At 34.2% G+C, this 20,116-nt stretch carries 9 protein-coding genes; all 9 read left to right on the top strand.

The annotated features are described in order from the left end of the window. Nucleotides 1-261 precede the first annotated feature (261 nt). The 9 genes from ABW636_RS06385 (at nucleotide 262) to ABW636_RS06345 (ending at nucleotide 20,113) form a co-directional block, all read left to right on the top strand. Nucleotides 262-1,083, top strand: a complete 822-nt coding sequence (locus tag ABW636_RS06385; RefSeq protein ID WP_367589126.1) for a hypothetical protein — start codon at nucleotides 262-264, stop codon at nucleotides 1,081-1,083. A gap of 542 nt (nucleotides 1,084-1,625) precedes the next feature. Beyond that, nucleotides 1,626-6,392: a hypothetical protein gene (locus tag ABW636_RS06380; RefSeq protein WP_367589125.1), complete on the top strand. Its 4,767-nt coding sequence runs from the start codon at nucleotides 1,626-1,628 to the stop codon at nucleotides 6,390-6,392. A 9-nt stretch (nucleotides 6,393-6,401) separates the two neighbouring features. Next, the gene (locus ABW636_RS06375; RefSeq protein WP_367589124.1) at nucleotides 6,402-8,474 is read left to right on the top strand and encodes a fibronectin type III domain-containing protein; all 2,073 of its coding nucleotides are present in this window, start codon (nucleotides 6,402-6,404) and stop codon (nucleotides 8,472-8,474) included. 55 nt (nucleotides 8,475-8,529) lie between these two features. After that, entirely contained in the window at nucleotides 8,530-11,913 is a 3,384-nt protein-coding gene (locus ABW636_RS06370) for a T9SS type A sorting domain-containing protein (protein ID WP_367589123.1), read from the top strand. Nucleotides 11,914-12,453: 540 nt separating this feature from the next. Next, nucleotides 12,454-13,803: a PKD domain-containing protein gene (locus ABW636_RS06365; protein ID WP_367589122.1), complete on the top strand. Its 1,350-nt coding sequence runs from the start codon at nucleotides 12,454-12,456 to the stop codon at nucleotides 13,801-13,803. 56 nt (nucleotides 13,804-13,859) lie between these two features. Further along, entirely contained in the window at nucleotides 13,860-16,121 is a 2,262-nt protein-coding gene (locus tag ABW636_RS06360; RefSeq protein WP_367589121.1) for a fibronectin type III domain-containing protein, read from the top strand. Continuing rightward, on the top strand, nucleotides 16,118-18,505 hold the full coding sequence (locus ABW636_RS06355) for a hypothetical protein (protein ID WP_367589120.1): 2,388 nt from the start codon (nucleotides 16,118-16,120) through the stop codon (nucleotides 18,503-18,505). Before ABW636_RS06360 ends, ABW636_RS06355 begins: the two co-directional genes overlap by 4 nt. Continuing rightward, nucleotides 18,495-18,731, top strand: a complete 237-nt coding sequence (locus tag ABW636_RS06350; protein WP_367589119.1) for a hypothetical protein — start codon at nucleotides 18,495-18,497, stop codon at nucleotides 18,729-18,731. Before ABW636_RS06355 ends, ABW636_RS06350 begins: the two co-directional genes overlap by 11 nt. Then, nucleotides 18,728-20,113 (top strand): EndoU domain-containing protein, encoded by a 1,386-nt coding sequence (locus ABW636_RS06345; protein ID WP_367589118.1) that lies wholly within the window; start codon nucleotides 18,728-18,730, stop codon nucleotides 20,111-20,113. The genes ABW636_RS06350 and ABW636_RS06345 overlap by 4 nt, the downstream gene beginning before the upstream one ends. Nucleotides 20,114-20,116: the final 3 nt, after the last annotated feature.

The raw sequence follows: 20,116 nt of genomic DNA, 5'->3' as shown, positions 1-20,116 counted from the left end.
TCTACAGTTTAATCGTGAATCAATTATATTGTATGCAACCTTTAAATAGATGCTTTTAAAAATTTAGAGCTCTAAATTACTAGATATCTGCAAAGACTTAGCTTGATAATTATAGCTGTATATTAAGTACTTCTCCCCTCAATATCTAAAAGGCCAAAATCATATTAAGATAGACTGTTTACATGATTTTTTAATCGTATAAAAAAAATAATCAATTAGATGTTATTGAAAAAGGGAAGGAACGTTTTAATGTTTGTAATAATGAGTATTATAGTTGGGTGCTCTTCTGATACAGAAGAAGATTTGAGAGGAGAGGAAAAAATTAATAAAGAAGCAAAAATATTTTATCAAAATAATTTAAAATCAATTATAGATACAAAATGTATTTCTTGTCATGAATATCATCAAATTGGATCAAGTAGATATGATAGCTATGAAAAAATAAAACCTGTTATTCATGAAATATTGGATAGAATAGAGACAAAATCTATAAATATGATGCCGCCAGCAGATGCTAAGCAATTAACAATGGAAGAAAAACTAGTTTTTCGACAATTTTTAGAAACACTTACGTCGATTGCAGATGAGGATACTGATAATAAAATTCAGATAAAATGGACAGCTTATAAATACCCTGATTTTGATAACAGAGTTTCTGTTAGCGGAAATTTTGATGAGATTAGTTATACGTTTAATGAAAATTATGGAGATGTACCAATAGATATCATTAAAGACGCAGAAGTCATCATAAAAACAGAAACTGTTAATGTTGGTAATAACGAAGAAAGATCTAAAAATATTCGCCATTTTTTTTCGTTTTTTACACCTACTATTAGCGGGAAAGTAAAAAAATACAATACCGAAAGCGCCTACATTAATTTTGAAATGAATGGAATAGAGCAAGAAGTAATTTTTGCTATCACTATAAATGATTCCGAATTATTGTTAAAAGGTGTTATTCCAGATATGAGTTTTTTTAATTGGCAAAATGCTTATGATGAACTAAATAAAATATGTGGAGAGCAACATCAAAATAAACTATGGAACGATATTGCTATAGAGGTTGTTATTAGGTTAGATTAAAGAATTATTGATGGTGTTTGGAGGTCTAAAAGTAGTTTGTGGCGGGTAAAGGCTTTTAAGTGCAACGAAAAATTAGGAACGTACAAAAGATATTTATCAAGTTATAATATCATGCTAAAACTCTATACAAAATGTTTTAAAATACTTATGGGTTGTAAATATTCTACTTCTAAAATTTATGATCCAAAAGACAACTAAATACCGCTTATATAAATTTGGATAATATACTATTTACTAAAAAGGACTTTGGAGTGAAGGTGTTTTTTTGTAAAATCAATATGCGTTTATTTTATTTATTATAGCAGTAAAGACAGTATAGCCGTACCTATTCGATACTAAAACTGTAATAAAAGATGGTGTTTGTACTATGTAAATGTCTCATGGCAAAATTCTACTGTATAATTCTATGCTCAAAAAATAAAAGGATGAATAAGATATTATGATGCTGTTGATTCGGTGGTTGGATGCTATGGTATTTGATTGTCAGTTGTTAAGGTCGTGTTTTTTTTGTATTATTGTTCACCCGAATTTAACATTGTTTTATGAAATTAAAATTACTCCTGCTCATTGGGTTCATTAGTTTGAACACTTTTGGATTTAATGTAAATGAAAAAGATACATTACTTTTAAAAAGTAATTCTCCAATAGAAGAAGAGCTAAACAATACTGAGTTTTTTCAATTTCCAGAATTAGATAAGAAATTTCCAATAGAAAATCTGGTTAGTAAAATTACTAAACCAGAATTTACCTTTGATAATATACGAAAAGAGTATCCTGCAATTACAAATGATGTAGAGCAAGCAAGAGCAGAAGCAAAGGCAGGTTTTAGAGAAATTGATAGTACAGGTAGATGGATAGGTTCGTTTAGAAATGAAGATATACAAGTATTACCGGTTGGTATAAGTCATGAAGTTAGTGGAGTTACTTATCAATTAGGATTTGTAAGAGCTAGATTTACAAAAGAGTATACAGAGCTTACCGTTTTTGTTAAAATAATACTTCCTCAATCAGATGATAAAGGAAAGCCGGTAGAATTACTTTTTGGAGCTAATAATGTAAAATTGTCGCATCAAGGAGGGATTATAGGAGATGCTAACCTTGTATTACTTGGGGATGTCTTTATTCCATTTAATGGCGGCAATTGGTTACTTATTCTTAAAGGTGGTCTAAATTATAAAACCGGGGATACTTTTAATAGAACATTTGTTACTATTAATTGCGATGGTGTCAAGGAGATGGGAATCGAAGGAGAAGTACAGTTTTCTCGTAATATGATTCTTCCGGTTAATGAACAAGGTCAATTACTTCCAGAAAGTACAACGTATATAGGGGCAACAAAAGAGCCTATTCAAATCCCAAACAGGGTACGAGGCGCTTTCAGAGCGGTAGCTTCAGACTGGAATGATATGATTGTAGAAATCAGCCTTTCTCCTTTTGTATTAGCTGGGCAAGAAGATAAATTTATGTTTGCGGTAAATCAAGCGGTATTTGATTTTAGTGACCTCAGAACGGAAAATGTTAACTTTCCTCAGTATTATCATGACAAAGGACTTTTATTGCCAAATGTCGAAACATGGAGAGGAGTTTATGTTGAGTCTTTAAAAGTAGGACTTCCACAAGAATTTAAAACAGATAAAAGTATACCCACAAAAGCGAGAGTGTCCTTTGAAGCTGCACATTTACTGATAGATAGTTATGGGGTTTCAGGATATTTTAGTGCAAAAAATATTATACCCTTAGAGTCGGGAAGAACTTCAGAATCTAAATCTTGGGCATATTCTGTTGATGAAATAGCAATAGAATTGGCAGCCAATAGATTAGTAGGTGCTGGTTTTATGGGACGTGTGGTACTTCCAGTTTCAAAATTAAATACAAAGGCAACTCCTGATAATTCAGGAAATAATAAGCTTGGATTGGCTTATGCCGGTATTATCTCAGAAGAAGAATACTCTTTGACAGTATCTACTTTAAATACAATCAACTTTGATGTGTTTAAAGCAAAAGCACAATTGCTTCCAAACTCGGGAATCGAATTAGCAGTAAGAGATGGCAATTTTAGACCCAAAGCAGTCTTAAACGGAAGATTAGCAATTTCTGCAAGCCAAAAAGAATCGATGGAAGATGAAGGAACAGAATATTCTACATTTGATGAAGAAGGGAAGGAAGAAAAAAATACGGTAGAATTTAGAGGGATAGAATTCCAAAACTTGGTGTTGCAAACAGAATCACCTGTTATTGCAGTAGATTATTTTGGGTACAAAGATGAAGTTAAACTAGCTAATTTTCCGGTATCTATTGCTAATATCGAATTTTTCTCTAACGATTATGAAGCAGGTTTAGGGTTTGATATTAATGTAAATTTGATGAGTAAAGGTTTTGCTGGTGGGGCTACTTTACAAGTTATCGGAGAATATCAAGAACAGAACTACAGACAACGTTGGAAATTTAAAAGGGTAAATATCTCTGCAATAGCTTTAAAAGCTGATATGGGAGCAATGAAGCTCGAGGGTAGTTTGGAGTTGATGGAAGACGATCCAGAATATGGAGATGGATTTTCTGCAGAAATTATGGGTGAGTTTGGCAAAATTAAACCGGTTACCTGTAAAGCAATATTTGGTAAAAAAGATTTTAGATATTGGTATGTAGATGCAGCTGTACATGGGTTAGTCATCCAAGCCGGGCCGATTACTATAACTGGATTTGCAGGAGGTGCGTATTATCGTATGCAACGTAGATCGGGAGGTAATATCACCGACTTTTCTCCTTCAGGGTTATCATATATTCCTAACAAGTCAACTGGTTTAGGGGTAAAAGCTATGGTATACGGAGCTATAGGAAGTGAAACCGCTGTGGCTATAGGAGCAGGCTTCGAAATTGAATTTAATAATAAATGGGGAGTTAATAGGTTAGGTTTCTTTGGAGAAGCGTCTATCATGAAAGCATTTGATCTGCCCAATCCGATGGCTAAACTAACAGAAAAGCTTGAGGGAATGGTCGACAATGAGCTGATAGATAAAGTTACTTCTAATAGTGTAGGAGGAACTTTTTTACAAAAAGCAGATACAGAATATAAACAAGAATTGAGTTTAGCGGCATCTATAAAGGCTAAACTAGGAATGCAATTTGATTTTGTGAATGATTCTTTTCATGCTCAGTTAGATATATTCGTAAATGTAGCAGGCGGGATTGTACAAGGCCGGGCATCACAAGGAAGAGCAGGATGGGGAGTAGTTCATATTTCTCCAGATGAATGGTATATGCATATGGGAACCCCTACAGATCGACTTGGTCTTAAAATGGGAGTTGGCGGTTTTTCGATAGAAACAGGAGGATATTTTATGATGGGTGATCGTATTCCTGGTAGTCCGCCTCCACCTCCAGAAGTAGCAGAAATACTTGGAGTCGATGCTAACGAATTAGATTATATGCGAGACCTTAATGCACTGGGTGATGGAAGAGGATTTGCTTTTGGTGCTGATTTCAAAATAGATACAGGAGACTTAAATTTCTTGATTTTATATGCTCGTTTTCAAGCAGGAGTAGGGTTTGATATTATGCTTAAAGACTATGGACAAGCGCGTTGTGTAGGTAGTAGTGAAGCGATAGGTATAGATGGATGGTATGCAAACGGGCAATCCTATGCATATTTACAAGGTGAACTGGGGATTAATATAAAGTTATTCTTTATAAGAAAGAAAATCCCAATAATTAAAGGAGGAGCTGCCGTACTATTACAAGGAAAAGGACCTAATCCATTTTGGTTTAGAGGATACGTTGGGGGATATTATGATCTATTAGGAGGATTAGTAAAAGGAAGTTTTAGATTCAAAATGACGTTAGGAAAAGAGTGCGAACTCGATGATGCTTCACCTTTAGGAGGGGTAAAAATGATTACAGACCTTACTCCAAAAGATGGAGATGCTGATATTGATGTTTTTGCAGCACCACAAGCAGCTTTTGCTATGAAAGTAAACCAACCTATTGTGATACCCGAAGATGATGGAGATAAAACGTATAAAGTAATTTTAGAGCAATTTAATGTGGTCGATCAAACGGGAACAGAAATTGTTGGTGAATTAGAATGGGGGCAAATGAATGATCGTGCTACATTTATTTCTGATGATATTTTACCTCCAGATACCAAATTGAAGGTAACAGTACAGGTAAGTTTTGAAGAAAAGGTAAATGGTACTTTTAAAACTATTATCGTAGATGGTCAAAAAGCAATAGAGGTAGAAGAGCGTAATTTTACAACAGGTGGCGCTCCAGATCATATACCATTACATAATATTCAATACTCATATCCTGTGGTAGATCAGCAATTGTTTTATTCAGATGAATATAATTCGGGGTATATACAATTAGAAAGAGGCCAAGATTATTTATTCGATACAACGCAGTGGCAAAGTATAGTGAAATATATCGATGAGGAAGGAAAGGTTGGAAAGTCTGAATTTGGTTATAATACTGCAGATAACAAAGTAACGTATAAATTACCCAAGGTACATCAAGACACAAAATATTTAATGACTATAGTGAGTTCTCCCAAAGGAAGCGGGACAACCAATGTAGTTGCAGAAACAGAAACCACTGATTTAGGTGACGATAACACTATAGAGATTAAAAAAAATAAAGCAGAGAATGTTTTAAAAGATGGAGAAATTGATAGGCTTAGCTATGAATTTAAGTCTAGTGAACATAGGACTTTTAGAGATAAAATAAGAAAAATAAAGTCTACAGATTACTTTTGGGGAAAAATAGATTCGAAAGTATTGTTTTTAATGAATGGCGTTCAAGAGTATGAAGGGTTTGATATTGCCGAATTAACTGGAAATAGGTATTCAGACGACAAACCATTAGTAATTGTAGAAGCAGATTTAAAAGACAATTATTTTGAAGATGATATCGATCCATTGGTATATCAAAAGTACGAACCCAATAACAGTATTACCGTATCTAGGGATATTACTATATATGGTTTTAGACCAAAAAGAGCGTTACCCATATTAACCAGTTATATAACAGGGCTTCAAAATGAAGTGCAATGGAGTTGGAGAAGAACAACATTTCCGTATAGATATAACGTAATGGAAATCTATAATATTGATTATAGAGATATTTATACCAAAGTAAATAATGCATATATAGACGGAGTGTTGTTAGAAGGAGATCCTGTTTTAGGAATTTTAGGCCGTACATTACCCTATATGCGTAAAGGAAATTATGATATTGTATTAAAGTATATACTCCCCGGAGATATTCAGGGATCTAGTTCTTCGTATAGATTTAAAAACCTTATCGGAATATAATTGATGAAAATGAATAGAGTTATAGTGTTTTGTTTTTTATGGTGTTGCTTAAATTCATTTTCGCAGGGTCTACAAAATGACGTTCCAGAAATTAAAGTTTTGGCTAGGGTTCAAACGGGGAAAGTACTTTTACGATGGGCACCTACCAGTCCATCTGCTTGGATGAAAAATAATACCTATGGATATACCATTGAGAGATATACCATTAAAAAAGAAGGGAAGTTAATTTCTCCTCCGAGTAAAAAAGTACTCTTAGAAAGTATTCTGAAACCAGACCCAATTGAAACATGGGAGAAGGCTGTAAATGAAAATGACTATGCAGCGGTACTTGCTCAAGCCTTGTATGGCGAGAGTTTTTTGGTAGAAGAAATGCAACAAGGAGCATTAGCTCAAATTATTAATACTTCTAAAGAAATCGAACAGCGTTTTTCTTTTGCTCTGTTTGCTGCCGATATGGATTTTGAAATGGCAAAAAAAGCTGCATTAGGGTATGAAGATACATCTGTAGTAGCAGGAGAAGAATATTTATATCGTATAAAGAGCTTAGTTCCAAATGATTTATTAGAAGTAAAAATGGGATCTGTTGTGGCTAATACTGTAGATATGGAACCTTTGCCTAAACCTATTGATCTTATTGCGGTACCAGATGATAAAAGTATCTTAATAACTTGGGAGTATGAAATGTTCAAATCTGTGTTTACTTCATATTATATAGAACGTTCTGAGAATGGTACTGATTTTAAACGTCTTGGAGATACGCCATTACTTAACCTGAATGATAAACCGGGTAGTCCGGCAAAGCGAATGTATTATGTAGATACATTATCCCAAAATAATACAACTTATCACTATAGAGTTCAAGGAATTTCTCCATTTGGAGAAGTAAGTCCTTTTTCTGAAACTGTTTCGGCTCAAGGAATAAAGAAACTATCTGCCGTTCCGCATATTAAAACCTATAAATTTGATACATCTGGCGGAGTTGATCTCTTTTGGGAATTTCCTAAAGAAGCCGAAAAAGAAATCACAGAATTTGAGTTAAACTGGGCACCACAAGAAAAAGGACCTTATAAAACCATACAATCAAATATTCCTTCATCAACCCGTAAAACGAATTATAAACTGGTAGAGCCTTCTAATTATTTTAAAATTAGTGCAAAAGGAAAAAGCAATCAAAAAACCACTTCGTTATCTGCATTTGTGCAAACTATTGATTCGATACCTCCTGCAGCACCCGTTGGAGTAGTTGGAGTTGTGGATACATTGGGGGTGGTAAATCTAAAATGGGAAGCGAATACAGAAAGAGATATGTTGGGGTATCGTGTGTTTAGAGGAAATCTTGAAAATGAAGAGGTATCTCAACTAACGGTTTCACCTATAGAAAGAACCACTTTTGTAGATACGGTACAGATCAAGTCATTAAATAGTAAAGTTTATTATCAAATAGTGGCTGTTGATCAGCGTTTTAATATGTCAGAATACTCAGAGAAGTTAGCTCTAAAAAAACCTGATGTGGTTCCACCGTCTTCTCCGATTTTTTCATCATATAAAGTAAAACCTGATGGGATTTTTGTAGCATGGATAAATAGCTCTAGTGATGATGTAGAGACCCATCAACTTTATAGACAAAATGTTGAAGAAGCAAAGAAAGGGTGGCAACTTATTTTTAAAACAGATACAATTATTAATTATTTAGATAAAAAGGTAACATCTAATATAAAATATCGATATGCTATTTTTGCAGAAGATGATAGTGGATTGAAATCTGCACCGTCCACACCTCTAACGATTAGTAATCAAAATATGGGTGAAGAGGATTTGATAAAAGGTTTTACGGCGATTGCAGATAGAGAGAATAAAAATATTTTGGTTTCCTGGAGAAAAATGCCTGATGAAGTTGTAGAAGTAGTATTGTATAAATCTAAAAAAGATGAAAAACCAGTATTGTGGAAACAGATACCTTCTACAATTACCAAATTGGTAGATGCTACTGTACATCCAGGTTCTGTATATGTATATATAATGAAAGTGATATTGAGTTCGGGGCAATATCCAAAAATAAAAGAAGTAGAAGTAACGTATTAATTGGATTATGGGAAAGAATTCATGCTTAAAATTGATGTTATTTTTGTTGATGTGTATGGCATCAATAAACATGATTTCGCAAGTTAACCTTTCGGGAACTGCTGAATATAAAGTGCAACTTTACCTCAAACAAAATAGAGGGTTTTCTGATTGTAAAGGACGAGGAGCATTTACCGGAGCGTATTTAAGGGGAACTACGGACATCGAGCTATATAATAGCAGACTTAACAGTCCTGGAGAGGATTTAGAATTAGAAGAAAGTTTTAACAAAAACACTAGCTTTTCTGAAGTAGATTTATTTGCAGAGTCGGCCAAAAAAGCGGCTATTGGGTGCCAGGGGACCGATTTTTATAATAGAAAAATACCAATACCAAATAGTTATTGTTTTCAACAATCGGGTAAACTTAGTTTTCAACATGCAGAAGATTTTGATTTTGATCTTAAAATTTTTCCAGAGATTACTATTAATGAACCCCCTGTAAATGCATATTTATCAGATGAAAACTTTCTTACTATCACATTGCCCAATAACCTAAATACATCTCATTATAATTGGGAATATAGAATTCTGGACAATGATGTTAATGCTACAGTTTTAGTTGATTTCACGCCTTTTCCCAATTCTGTTAATGGTAGAGTAACAAATAACATAGCGAGGCTAAGAATAAAAGGAGAAGAATTTTTGGACAAACAATATTTAGGCAAAAAAATTGATATTAGAGTAAACCCTAAGTGTAATGCAGGAACAACATCCAATACCATAAGTTTAGAATATCTTAGAGCGGCACCCTTAATTACTAGTGTGACTCCAGATCCAGCAGCGGTAAGTTGTTATGATGAAAAAGATGGGAGCATTCGTATTAGGTTTAGTAGGGCATTAGATTCTGATAGAGATAAAATCAATATTTCGATTACAGATATGTCTAATCAAATAGGTACTACATCATTGGGACAGCCTTTATATGCACCTATGAAACAGTTTAATGGGATTATTTCTTTAGATAGAAATAACAGTATCCTTTTAACCGGTTTACCGCCTAGTAAAAATGGGTTTCAATCTCAGATAGAGCTATTTACCACAGGATATTATACAGGAGACTCGGGACATACCGGAAGAATTAAGATTAATAGACCTGCACCAGTTACTTTTAATATTACAGAAACAGTAGATATCTGGTGTTTTGGTGGATTTGATGGAGAAATTCATTTAGAAGCATCAGGAGGTACAGGTAGTGGATATGAGTATACGTATAGGGTGAAGGGGTCTGGCGATCCAGATGATTGGAAACCTTTTGAAAGTATGGCCACGCATCAAATTAAAAATTTACCTCCAGAAGAGTACGAGGTAAAAGTTAGGGATGCTAATGCTTGTGTAGCCAAAATACAAGTTCTTAATACAAGTACGGGAGAAATTGAATTAACAAGTGAACTTATTAGGTCAACTATAATTGAACCCATCTTAAAAGAATTAACTGTAGATGTTATAAAATTGAATGACCCCAGGGCATTTGGTTTTAAAGATGGTAGGATTCAAGCAACAATAAGTGGAGGAACATCTTATGGTAATAAAAGTTATGATTTTGAATGGAAAGATCAAGACGATAATGTGATTACAACGACAAATACAGCTGTAAGTGGAGATGATTTTGTAGTTGTATTGCATAGTATTGGTAAAGGTAGTTATACAATAACTGTTAAAGATGCTAACTATAATCAAGCAACGAACCAAGAAGGTTGTACCATTACTAGTGTAACATTTGATCTAGATCATCCAGATCCCTTACAGGTAACCTTAGAAATAGATAACCCTATTTCTTGTAACATAGAGAATGAGTATAGTAACGGGGAGTATTTTGTTTTCCCTTATGATACCCCAGATCAATTTCATGACGGAGCTCTTATTGCTACCGTAATAGGAGGGGTTCCTTTTGATAAATTTGCTGATAATACCGGTGAGTGTCGTTCTGCTTTAAGAAGATACTGTTACCGTTGGAAAAAAGAAGTAAACGGGGTTTGGCAAGATGTAGAAAACGAGAATGGTGAGGCTATAAATGATAGTATTATAGAGTTTCAGAGTGTGGGTAATTATGCTTTAAATATAGAGGATGCAGAGGGAGTAGCATTAGGAACTTATGAAGAGTATTTTCGTGCTGATGGTTCTAGAGAGTATAGGCTAACACAAGCGATAGATAGTACCAAATATTTACCACAACCAGAGCAACTTACCCTTTCTTTTACAAGTACAGAGGTTACTTGTACCAGTGGTAATAATGGTACCGCCACTGTCACCGTATCTGGGGGCGTTGGTCCATTTACTTATGAATGGAGTACAGGAGAAACCGTACCCTATATAGCTGATCTTTTTGCAGGAAAATATACAGTACATGTTATAGATGCCAAAGGGTGTGAAGTAAAAGGAAGTGTGATTGTTGATCAGCCAAATGGTCTTAAAATAGAGACTACAACTCTAAAATCTCCAACTTGTTTCGAGGGTAACGATGGTGCTATAGAGGTGAGTATAGATGGTGGAGTTACACCTTATGAATTAGAATGGGATACGGGAGAAACTACCAATAGGATTACCAATCTAACCGAAGGAACCTATACTATTAAAGTAACAGATGCAAATGGGTGTATAGCTTTTTTTGAAGCTGAATTAAAAGATCCCGATCCTATTATTGTAGATATGGAGACAAATAGGGCACTTTGTAATGACCAGTCTTTACAAATTGATATTGGTATAGATGACAGCGGTGCTACGTACGAATGGACTAGTGATAATGGGTTTGTTGCTACAACAAGTGTAGTAGAATTAACCAAGGCAGGAACTTATACAGCAACCATTACAAGTAATCTTGGGTGTATTGGTGTTGGAGAAATTACCGTATCGGTTTTCGATACTCCTATAGACGCAGATTTTTTATTGACCACACAGGCATACACAAATTCTGAAGTGATTTTGGTCAATGTAAGTGAGCCTTTGGGTGATACCATAGCGTGGACTATTCCTGAAACTGTAGAAGTAGTATCGAAAACAGATGAACAATTGATTCTTCGATTTAAAGAAGAAGGTCCCTATGATATAAATTTAAGGTCGTATCAAGGAGACTGTTATATGGACTTTGATAAGACTATTGTTGTGCAACCTGCTTTAGAAGGACCAAATACGTCTGTTTCTGAAACTGATTTCATTCAAGAATTTATCATATTTCCAAATCCAAATACAGGAACTTTTAAAACAAAAATATCGTTGGCAGAAGATTCGAATATTTCGGTTAAAATAATCAACTTAATATCGGGTGCTGTTATGGATGAAAGATCTGAGAATAATGATAAAGACTTTACCCTGGAGTATAGTAAAAATATACCTTCAGGAGTATATTTAATGTTACTAGAAACCCCAAGAGGTACAGAAACCCGTAAGTTGGTGTTTGAGTAACATCCATCCCCAGCCCTTCCTTCGAAGGATGGGAGTTTTATAAAGAGAGTAAAGTCCCTTTTAGAAGTGGGATTTAGAGAGATGTTTTTAAGTATTGAAAGAACATCCATCCCCAGCCCTTCCTTCGAAGGATGGGAGTTTTATAAAGAGTGTAAAGTCCCTTTTAGAAGTGGGATTTAGGGAGATGTTTTTAAGTATTGAAAGAACATCCACCCCCAGCCCTTCCTTCGAAGGATGGGAGTTTTATAAAGAGTGTAAAGTCCCTTTTAGAAGTGGGATTTAGGGAGATGTTTTTAAGTATTGAAAGAACATCCATCCCCAGCTCTTTTTTCAAAGGAAGGGAGTTTTGTAAAGAGAGTAAAGTCCTTCTTCGAAGAGGGATTTAGGGAGATGTTTTTAAGTATTGAAAGAACATCCATCCCCAGCCCTTCCTTCGAAGGAAGGGAATAAATATAGTAAGAAATTAAAGTCTCCCTTTGAAGGGAGATTTAGAGGGATGTTCTAATTAAAATAGAATACAAGAAAAGAAGATAGTAAAGAATGAAAAAAATAATATACATACTTAGTTCATTTCTACTGCTTTTAGGTTGTGCCAAAGAAGAGGCAGTACCTGTAGTGGTTGATTTTGAGTATGAGGTGTTTAATGAGGATTATTCGATACCGGTACAAATAGTATTTTCTAATAGAACTGCAGGAGGTGATGAGTATGAATGGAAGTTTGAAGGTGGCGTACCGTCCAGATCTGTAAATAGAAATCCGGGAGTAGTTCAATTTGATACCAAAGGGCTGTATACTATCGAGCTTTTTTCGACCAATCAAGATGGTGAAAGCGATCATAAAAAAATAGAAATACAAATAGATGATCCGGTGATCATTGATTTTGAAGTAACGAATCTTGTAGATACGTTTTCTCCTGCGTCGTATCAAATCACCAATAATTCTAGCGGAGCTAATAGTTATAAATGGACATTTGAAGGGGGCGCGCCAGCAACCTCTACTCAAGAAAACCCCGGAGAAGTTAGTTTCGAAGAACCGGGAGAACATACCATACGATTAGAAATAAGTAATGGCCGTGAAACCTATTATTCGGAGAAAACAATCACTGTAGCCCCTTTTATTGTTGCAGATTTTGAATATACCGTGGCTTTTGAAGATGATGATTTTCAAATCCCTGCCAAAATACAGTTTACTAATACATCAATAAGTGGTACCTCATATCAATGGAGTTTTCAAGGAGCTTCAACATTGGTGTCTACAGAAGAGCATCCCGAAGTAACTTTTACGCAAACTGGTACCAAGACCATTAGCTTAATCGTATCTAATGGTAAAGAGACAAAAACTGTAAGTAAACAAATTACCTTTTTTGCCAATACCAATCTTCGAGAACTCAACGATATTAAGTTAGGTATTAATACCGCAAATACTGCTGGAATTGGAAGTTTTTATTCTATAAAAGATCGATTAGTATATACCCATCAGGAAATTACTAGTCAAAATGAACCTTTTATAGATATTGTATTCTTCGGATTAAATCAAAATTTTGGAGAAAACTTTTTTACCAGCCCTAATGACTTGTCAGAAACGACATTTCGGGCCTTTGATACTCCTAAAAATACGATATTTATTAATTCACAAGAATTAGATAACAGACCAGGTTTTTCTCCGATTACAGTAGCTCAATTTGATGCGATGCAAAATGATGTATTGTTAGAAAGTAAAGTCATCGAAACAACGGCTCCTGGTAGTCAGGCCTTTGATAATACGATAGTGCCTAGAATTGTTTTGTTTCAAACAGAAGAAGGTAAAAAAGGAGCGATAAAAATAAAAGAATATGTTCAAAAAGGGCAAGAATCGTATATTTTAGTAGATATCAAAGTACAAAAAGAGTAGATAGTAATGAAGAAATATAGAACAGCTTTTTTACACTTCTTTAAAACACATAATCAATGATTAAAAAGATCACATATTACATTGTATTACTAACATTTCTGGTTTCGGGTGTTTTAAAAGCCCAGGTGTTTCCGGTAAATGTTACTCCACAGGTAATTCCGCCCTATAGTTTAAAGTTATCAGAATACAGTACGTCGGTTTCAGATAAATTAATACTCAATCTTTTACTTACCGATATCACAGAGGCTAATAGACAAGTACGGCTAAAACTATATATAGAGAACAATGCGGGCTTATCTATACAAAGTAATGATGTGGTGATTGGGGCTACCCCAATATTTTTGGATGGGGGAGTACCGTTACGTATCGGTACTATTGATTTACAACCTTACTTTGCGTTACAAAATTTGGTTGGGATTACACCACAGCAATATAGCAGACCACTTCAAGAAGGGCTATATGGGTTTTGTTTTGAGGTCTATGATGCCCTATCCGGAAGACAAATATCTCGTAAAAGTTGCGCTAGAGTATACCTGGCATTGGCAAACCCGCCTATACTCATTACGCCAGAACGTAATGAGATGGTGGTTATGAAAAATCCACAAAATATATTTTTTAATTGGTCACCAGGTACTCCCGCAGGAACAAGGGTAGAGTATGAGTTTACCTTAAAAGAATTATGGGATACACAAATAGATCCTCAGGCAGCATTTTTATCAAGTCCTCCATTATTTCAGACCACGACGAGTAATAATTCATTATTATATGGCCCGGGAGAAACCCAACTGCTACCTAATAAAATGTATGGTTGGCGAGTAAAAGCTATTGCCACAGATGGCATTAATGAAACCTCTGTTTTTAAAAACAATGGATATAGTGAGATTTATCACTTTATCTATTCTGATGTTTGTAAAGAACCAGAATTTGTTTTGGCAGAGGCCAGAAATCCGACAAGCGAAAAAATCCTGTGGCAAGGAGTAGATCATGATAATTTTAAGGTACAGTATAGAAAGAAGGATGCAGAAAGTATTATATGGTTTGATGTGCAGACCGTAAACCAATATACCCATATTTATAATCTAGAGCCGGGCACTACTTATCAATTTCGTGTAGGAGGAGAGTGTATTGCTAATGGCGGGTATACCTACTCACAGATCTATGAGTTTACTACCATACTTAGCACAAGAGAAACCGCTACCTATAATTGCGGGATTACCCCAGAGATCGTAATTACGAATCAAGAGCCTATAGAAACTATGGTTGTTAATGATGTGTTTACTGCAGGAGATTTTCCGGTTACCGTAAAAGAAGTAATATCGGGGAATACTACTGTATCTAATAACCCTTTGGATGATGTGCAACAGGGAACCGGTTTGTATTCTGGATGGGGGTATATTGTTGTTCCTTACCTAGAAGATACCAAATTAAAAGTTAGTTTTAACGGAATAGGTATTAATACCGATTATCAATTAATTTCGGGTATTGTTGTTACCGATTATGATGAGAACTGGGGAGGGGTTGTTGATATAGGAAATACGATTGATGCGCTCTTAAGTTTGGCAGATGCTATTTTACAGGCTTTAAATTTGGATATTAGTTCTGATACCAAAGATCAGATAGATCAAATTATTAACTCAATTGTAGATCAAATAGATGAAGAAAGTCTTCCAAATGAAATTAAGGAAGATATTAAAAATGCTGCTACAGATATGCAAGAAGCTAGTGATTCTTATAGTCAAGCCCAAGAGGTGTATGAGAATGAGAATTCTACAGATGAAGAGAAGGAGGATGCAAAGCAAGAAATGGAGGCCGCAGAATCAGATTTTAAAGAAGCACAAGATAAATTGGATGATGCAAATAGGGAGGCAGAGAAGTTTAAAAAGGATGTTGCAGATTTGTTAAAGAAAGCCATTTATGAGATTTATAGGGAAGGGAAGGATCGCGAAAGTACTTATCAAAATGATTATCAAAAGGAACTGAGTAAATTTAATTACGGAGAAGAACCTGCCGATCAAGATAGTGTTGTTGCTTTTGAAGGAGGGTTTGTTGATACTGAATATACCGAATTAGATTCTGCATTTGTGACTTTAGAAAGAGATTTTTCGAGTTATTTATTTTCAAGAATGCTTAATGGTGGAGATGAAACTCTGCTAAATAATTTTATAGATATTTCTAAAAAAATAGGTTTTGTTTATATAGATATCGTGAAAAAAGGAAGAGAAGAAAATAAGGAAGAAAATGCAATTGTAGATGAATTAATAGAAGCTTTAAAACAATCATTTTTGGAAATATTATTACAATCAAATTTTGCTGAATGAAAAAGATTATACTTTACATATTGTTGTTAATTGTAGGCCTTCAAACATATGCTTTTGAAGCTACTCATTTTGTGAAAAACTCTGTAGAACAAGTTAATTACCTATATGCACGGAATCAAAAAATTGATACAGGTGATATTTCAGAAAAGAAATGGTTTATCTATTTTTTAAATAGTGATCAACCTACTTTAGAAGAATACCTCGTAGGTTTTGAAGAAACTAAAAACAAAACCTTTTCATCAGAGTATCTTGAAAATTTAAATAATCTACTTATAGAAATTAATAAGTCTGAAAAAGTCATAATGTATGTAGCTGTATCAGACTATGATAACCCAATTACGGTTCCTTTGTTACCAAAAGGTAATTCTTTAGAAGATAAAGTTAATTCACTTAAAGAAATGATAAGTGGTGACTCAGAAGGGTATGTGACAGTAACCAAAGATTATAATAGAGTTGATTTAAAAAAGGGTTTAAAAGATTATGAGAATTTTAAAGCTTTCTTTTATGAAAAATCAAAAGAGGTATATGATAATTCGGTACTATCAAAGGTAGGTTCGAATTCAGATAAAAGGATTTTAATGCCTTTTTCTGTATACCATTATGTTACGGTTGATAGCCAAAAAAGAAAATACTATACCCTTACTATAAGATCATCAAGTAAAGATGAAGAAGCCGATAAAGCTGTCAAGGAGATGAGACCAATGATTTTGGGTTTAAAGGGGAAAGCTGGGTCAGAGAAGAAACTAGAAAGCTATGTTAGAGCCTATCTTGATTATTATTCTGGAAATACTGGAGTAAATATTACCGCAAGTGGGATAAAAACAACGATACAGCAAGATAGTGAGCTATATACAAGAGCCTATGGTGAAAATGGAGAGGGAATTGATAAAGAATGGAGTGATACAGCTCAACTTCTGGATTTCTCTGGAATGTTAACTCAATCAGATAAAGATCAGATTTTTGATGCAGTTGATTTTTCTAGAACGCTTTTTGATGGAATGAAAATGTATGTAGTTCTTACAGATGCTAATACATCATCAAATATATTAGAAAATGTAAATAAATTGGTTCCAAAAAGTCATCAATATTATATATGGGTGCATTTAGAAGAGGATGGTACGTTATCACTTAATAATATTGTTCCTAACGGTTTTGATAAAAAAATAGCTTGGGCAACTGCGCATTGGACTGAGGTAATGTGGGCAAATGCAGAATTAAATTTGGGTGAAGGAACAGTAGAGCAACTCAAAATTAATATGATGATTAGCAATCAATTGCTAACCTATGCTTCTGAAATTTTGAAACATACATTAGTCCCAGAAAAATATTGGAACCCCAAACATGCAGATTACCCAAAATATATGCCTTATATAGTAGCTGCTTTTAATGCTACTATGGGAGATTTTGGCTCTGTGCTAGATAAAAATAAAGCGCAAATGCAATTCGCCTTTAAAACTGGAGTGTGGAATGGGATAGTTGATGAAGTTAAGGGACTGGCCGATGTTGGAAAAATGGCTACAGAATATTTTTTAAACCCCGACAAGGCTAGAGAATTAGATAATGGGTTAAGCCAACTTACTTTTGCCACTGTATGGAACAGTTTTAAGAGTGCTCATGGGTATGTAGAAGGACAAGAAACCAATGAATTTAAGTTATCCCATCAAATAGGTAAGGATATTGTTATTGTAGCTTCATTCTTTATTGGTGTGGGAGAAATTGCCGCTGTGGCTAAAACTGGTAAATTGGTGAAAATTGCTAGTTTGTCTAAACTTTCTACAGTTATAGGCAATGGTGCTATCAAGGTGCTAAAGAAAATGCCAGGAAACATCGCAGAGCTACTAAAGAAACTTCCTGATAATATTATAAAAGAGATTCAAAAGGTTGGTGCTAAGAACTATTTGATTCTAAAGTTGAATACAACCAAGATTGCTAAAATTTCTGATGATGCCGTTTTTTCTGAAATGAAACTATTGGATGATGGAGCTATTGTAAGGTTAACCGATGGTAAAAATGCACAATTTGATAATGTTCAGTATATTGATGAGCTAGGGGAACATACAGGCACAATTTCTATAGTTGATAATGGGGGTGAAATTGGGATTAAAATTGGGGATAACCTATTGAATAAGATCCAGGTTAAGCCTGACGATATGAATCATATTTTTTCAAGCAAACCTAATAAACTAGTGAAATCAGATGAAAGTATTCGCTTAATAAAAGAAATAGCGTCAGATGAAAAAAACCTAAAATTTGTGGATGATTATGGTAAGAAATGGTATACTAAAATACAAGAAGATGGATCTGAGATATATATATATGTTAAGGATGGTTATATAAAAGGCGCCGGTATTAATAAAAACCCTAGATTTGGAAATGGCTGTTAATGATAAAAAAGAATTGACTATTACAGAGAGTTATGAAGTTATGTTACAGTTTTTAAAGAACTGGTATGCACTAACTAAAAATACGGATTTGACTGATGTTTTGAGTGGTGCAGAATATCTTCATGATAAAATGCCAGCTGACCCTGTATTTTATGATTATTGGCAAGAAGCATATGAACAAGTAAAAAAAGGTGATAATGACCCATTTAAAAAAGAGATATTATGAAAATTACATTATTTAAAATATGTTTTATTTTTTTGGTATTTTTCTCTTTTAAAAATTTTGCTCAATGTCCTATTAAAAGTTTTGCAGATGATATTAATAAGATAGAAGATTTTATTGATAACAACGGGGTGGATGCATGGTTCATACTTTTTAAATCTGGTTCAGAAAGCACAATAAGACAAAATGCAAATAATCTCGAATTTGTAAATCATTACCTTAAATCATCAAGTAAAAATGTTGATGAAGTTATTGCGGATATAAAAAATAAAAATGATTTTAACATTTGGAAAGAGAGTGTTTCGGGTACAGAGGAGCTTATTGAAACAGTTTTTAAGGTAATAAAAGAAGGTGATGATTTTGTTATAAAACATAGTACAGGGGCAGAGTTATCTAGAGGTTGGTTTGTAAACGGAGTTGCTAATGAAGTAGAGTTTACCGTCGAGGTAGTGCAAAATGGTATTCGGTATGGTTATGGTAAAGCGGTGAGAAAACAGGTGTATGATGAAATGGCCAAAACTTCAAAAATTGATGCTATTCGATCCCATTGGATAGAAGGACCAGATTTAGATACCAATCTTAATACATTTAATGACGCAATTGCTGCTGGTAAAAGCGTAGATGAAGCAGCTTTTGCAACCAAAGCAGGAGAATGGAATAAAGAATTAGGCTTTGATAAAGTCGAAATTATTGGAGAACCAGTAGTAAGTGGAGGTAAATATAAAAATGTTATATTTAGGTTTACTAAGAAAATCAATAACGCGGGGGGTAAACTAATCGATGATCTGGTAGATTCTGTAGATGATGCCTATAAAGCAGCACTTCGAGTAGATTTAGAAGCTTCTACTGAATTAGCAGAAGCTATTGGTAAAAATCCTGAATTATTGAAAGCATGGGAAACTCTTAAAAAAGCGAATGTAGATGATGCGTTTAGAGGAAATCCAGATTTTCTAAAAAGATTTAATGATTTTGATATTCCAAGTAATTCTTTGCATCACGCAGATGCTGGGGATTTTACTTATGTGCCAGGAACTAATACTGTGTCTAAAATGAAAGGTGGTGGTCATGGTCAAAGAAATTTAGACTTTTTAGAAGCAAATAATGTTGAATATAATATTGTAAATGAATTTGACAATGGAGTTCGAGTAGGTAATGTACCAGGGCATAAATCTAAATTTAAAAGAACTGGTACAGGACAATCTTGGTTTCCTGACTCATGGTCTTCAAGTGATATATCGGATGCAGGAAAGTATGTAGGTTCTTTATCAGAAAATGCAAATTTAGCTGATGGAGTAGCAGCTTTTGGAAATTATAGAGGTGTAAGAGTAGGGATTATTAAGACAGATGGAAAAGTAGGGACTATTTTTCCTGATTCAGTTCAATAAAAA

This window comes from Aquimarina discodermiae (genome assembly GCF_040786235.1).
Classification (GTDB): domain Bacteria; phylum Bacteroidota; class Bacteroidia; order Flavobacteriales; family Flavobacteriaceae; genus Aquimarina.
Note: the sequence above shows the minus strand (reverse complement) of the source record. Positions and strands in the feature narration are given on the sequence as shown.

Bases quoted from the DNA above. Each gene is read 5' to 3' on its own strand.
- ABW636_RS06360 (WP_367589121.1), top strand. From the start codon at position 13,860: ATGATTAAAAAGATCACATATTACATTGTATTACTAACATTTCTGGTT.
- ABW636_RS06375 (WP_367589124.1), top strand. From the start codon at position 6,402: ATGAATAGAGTTATAGTGTTTTGTTTTTTATGGTGTTGCTTAAATTCA.
- ABW636_RS06350 (WP_367589119.1), top strand. From the start codon at position 18,495: ATGGCTGTTAATGATAAAAAAGAATTGACTATTACAGAGAGTTATGAA.
- ABW636_RS06380 (WP_367589125.1), top strand. From the start codon at position 1,626: ATGAAATTAAAATTACTCCTGCTCATTGGGTTCATTAGTTTGAACACT.
- ABW636_RS06355 (WP_367589120.1), top strand. From the start codon at position 16,118: ATGAAAAAGATTATACTTTACATATTGTTGTTAATTGTAGGCCTTCAA.
- ABW636_RS06365 (WP_367589122.1), top strand. From the start codon at position 12,454: ATGAAAAAAATAATATACATACTTAGTTCATTTCTACTGCTTTTAGGT.
- ABW636_RS06385 (WP_367589126.1), top strand. From the start codon at position 262: ATGAGTATTATAGTTGGGTGCTCTTCTGATACAGAAGAAGATTTGAGA.
- ABW636_RS06345 (WP_367589118.1), top strand. From the start codon at position 18,728: ATGAAAATTACATTATTTAAAATATGTTTTATTTTTTTGGTATTTTTC.
- ABW636_RS06370 (WP_367589123.1), top strand. From the start codon at position 8,530: ATGGCATCAATAAACATGATTTCGCAAGTTAACCTTTCGGGAACTGCT.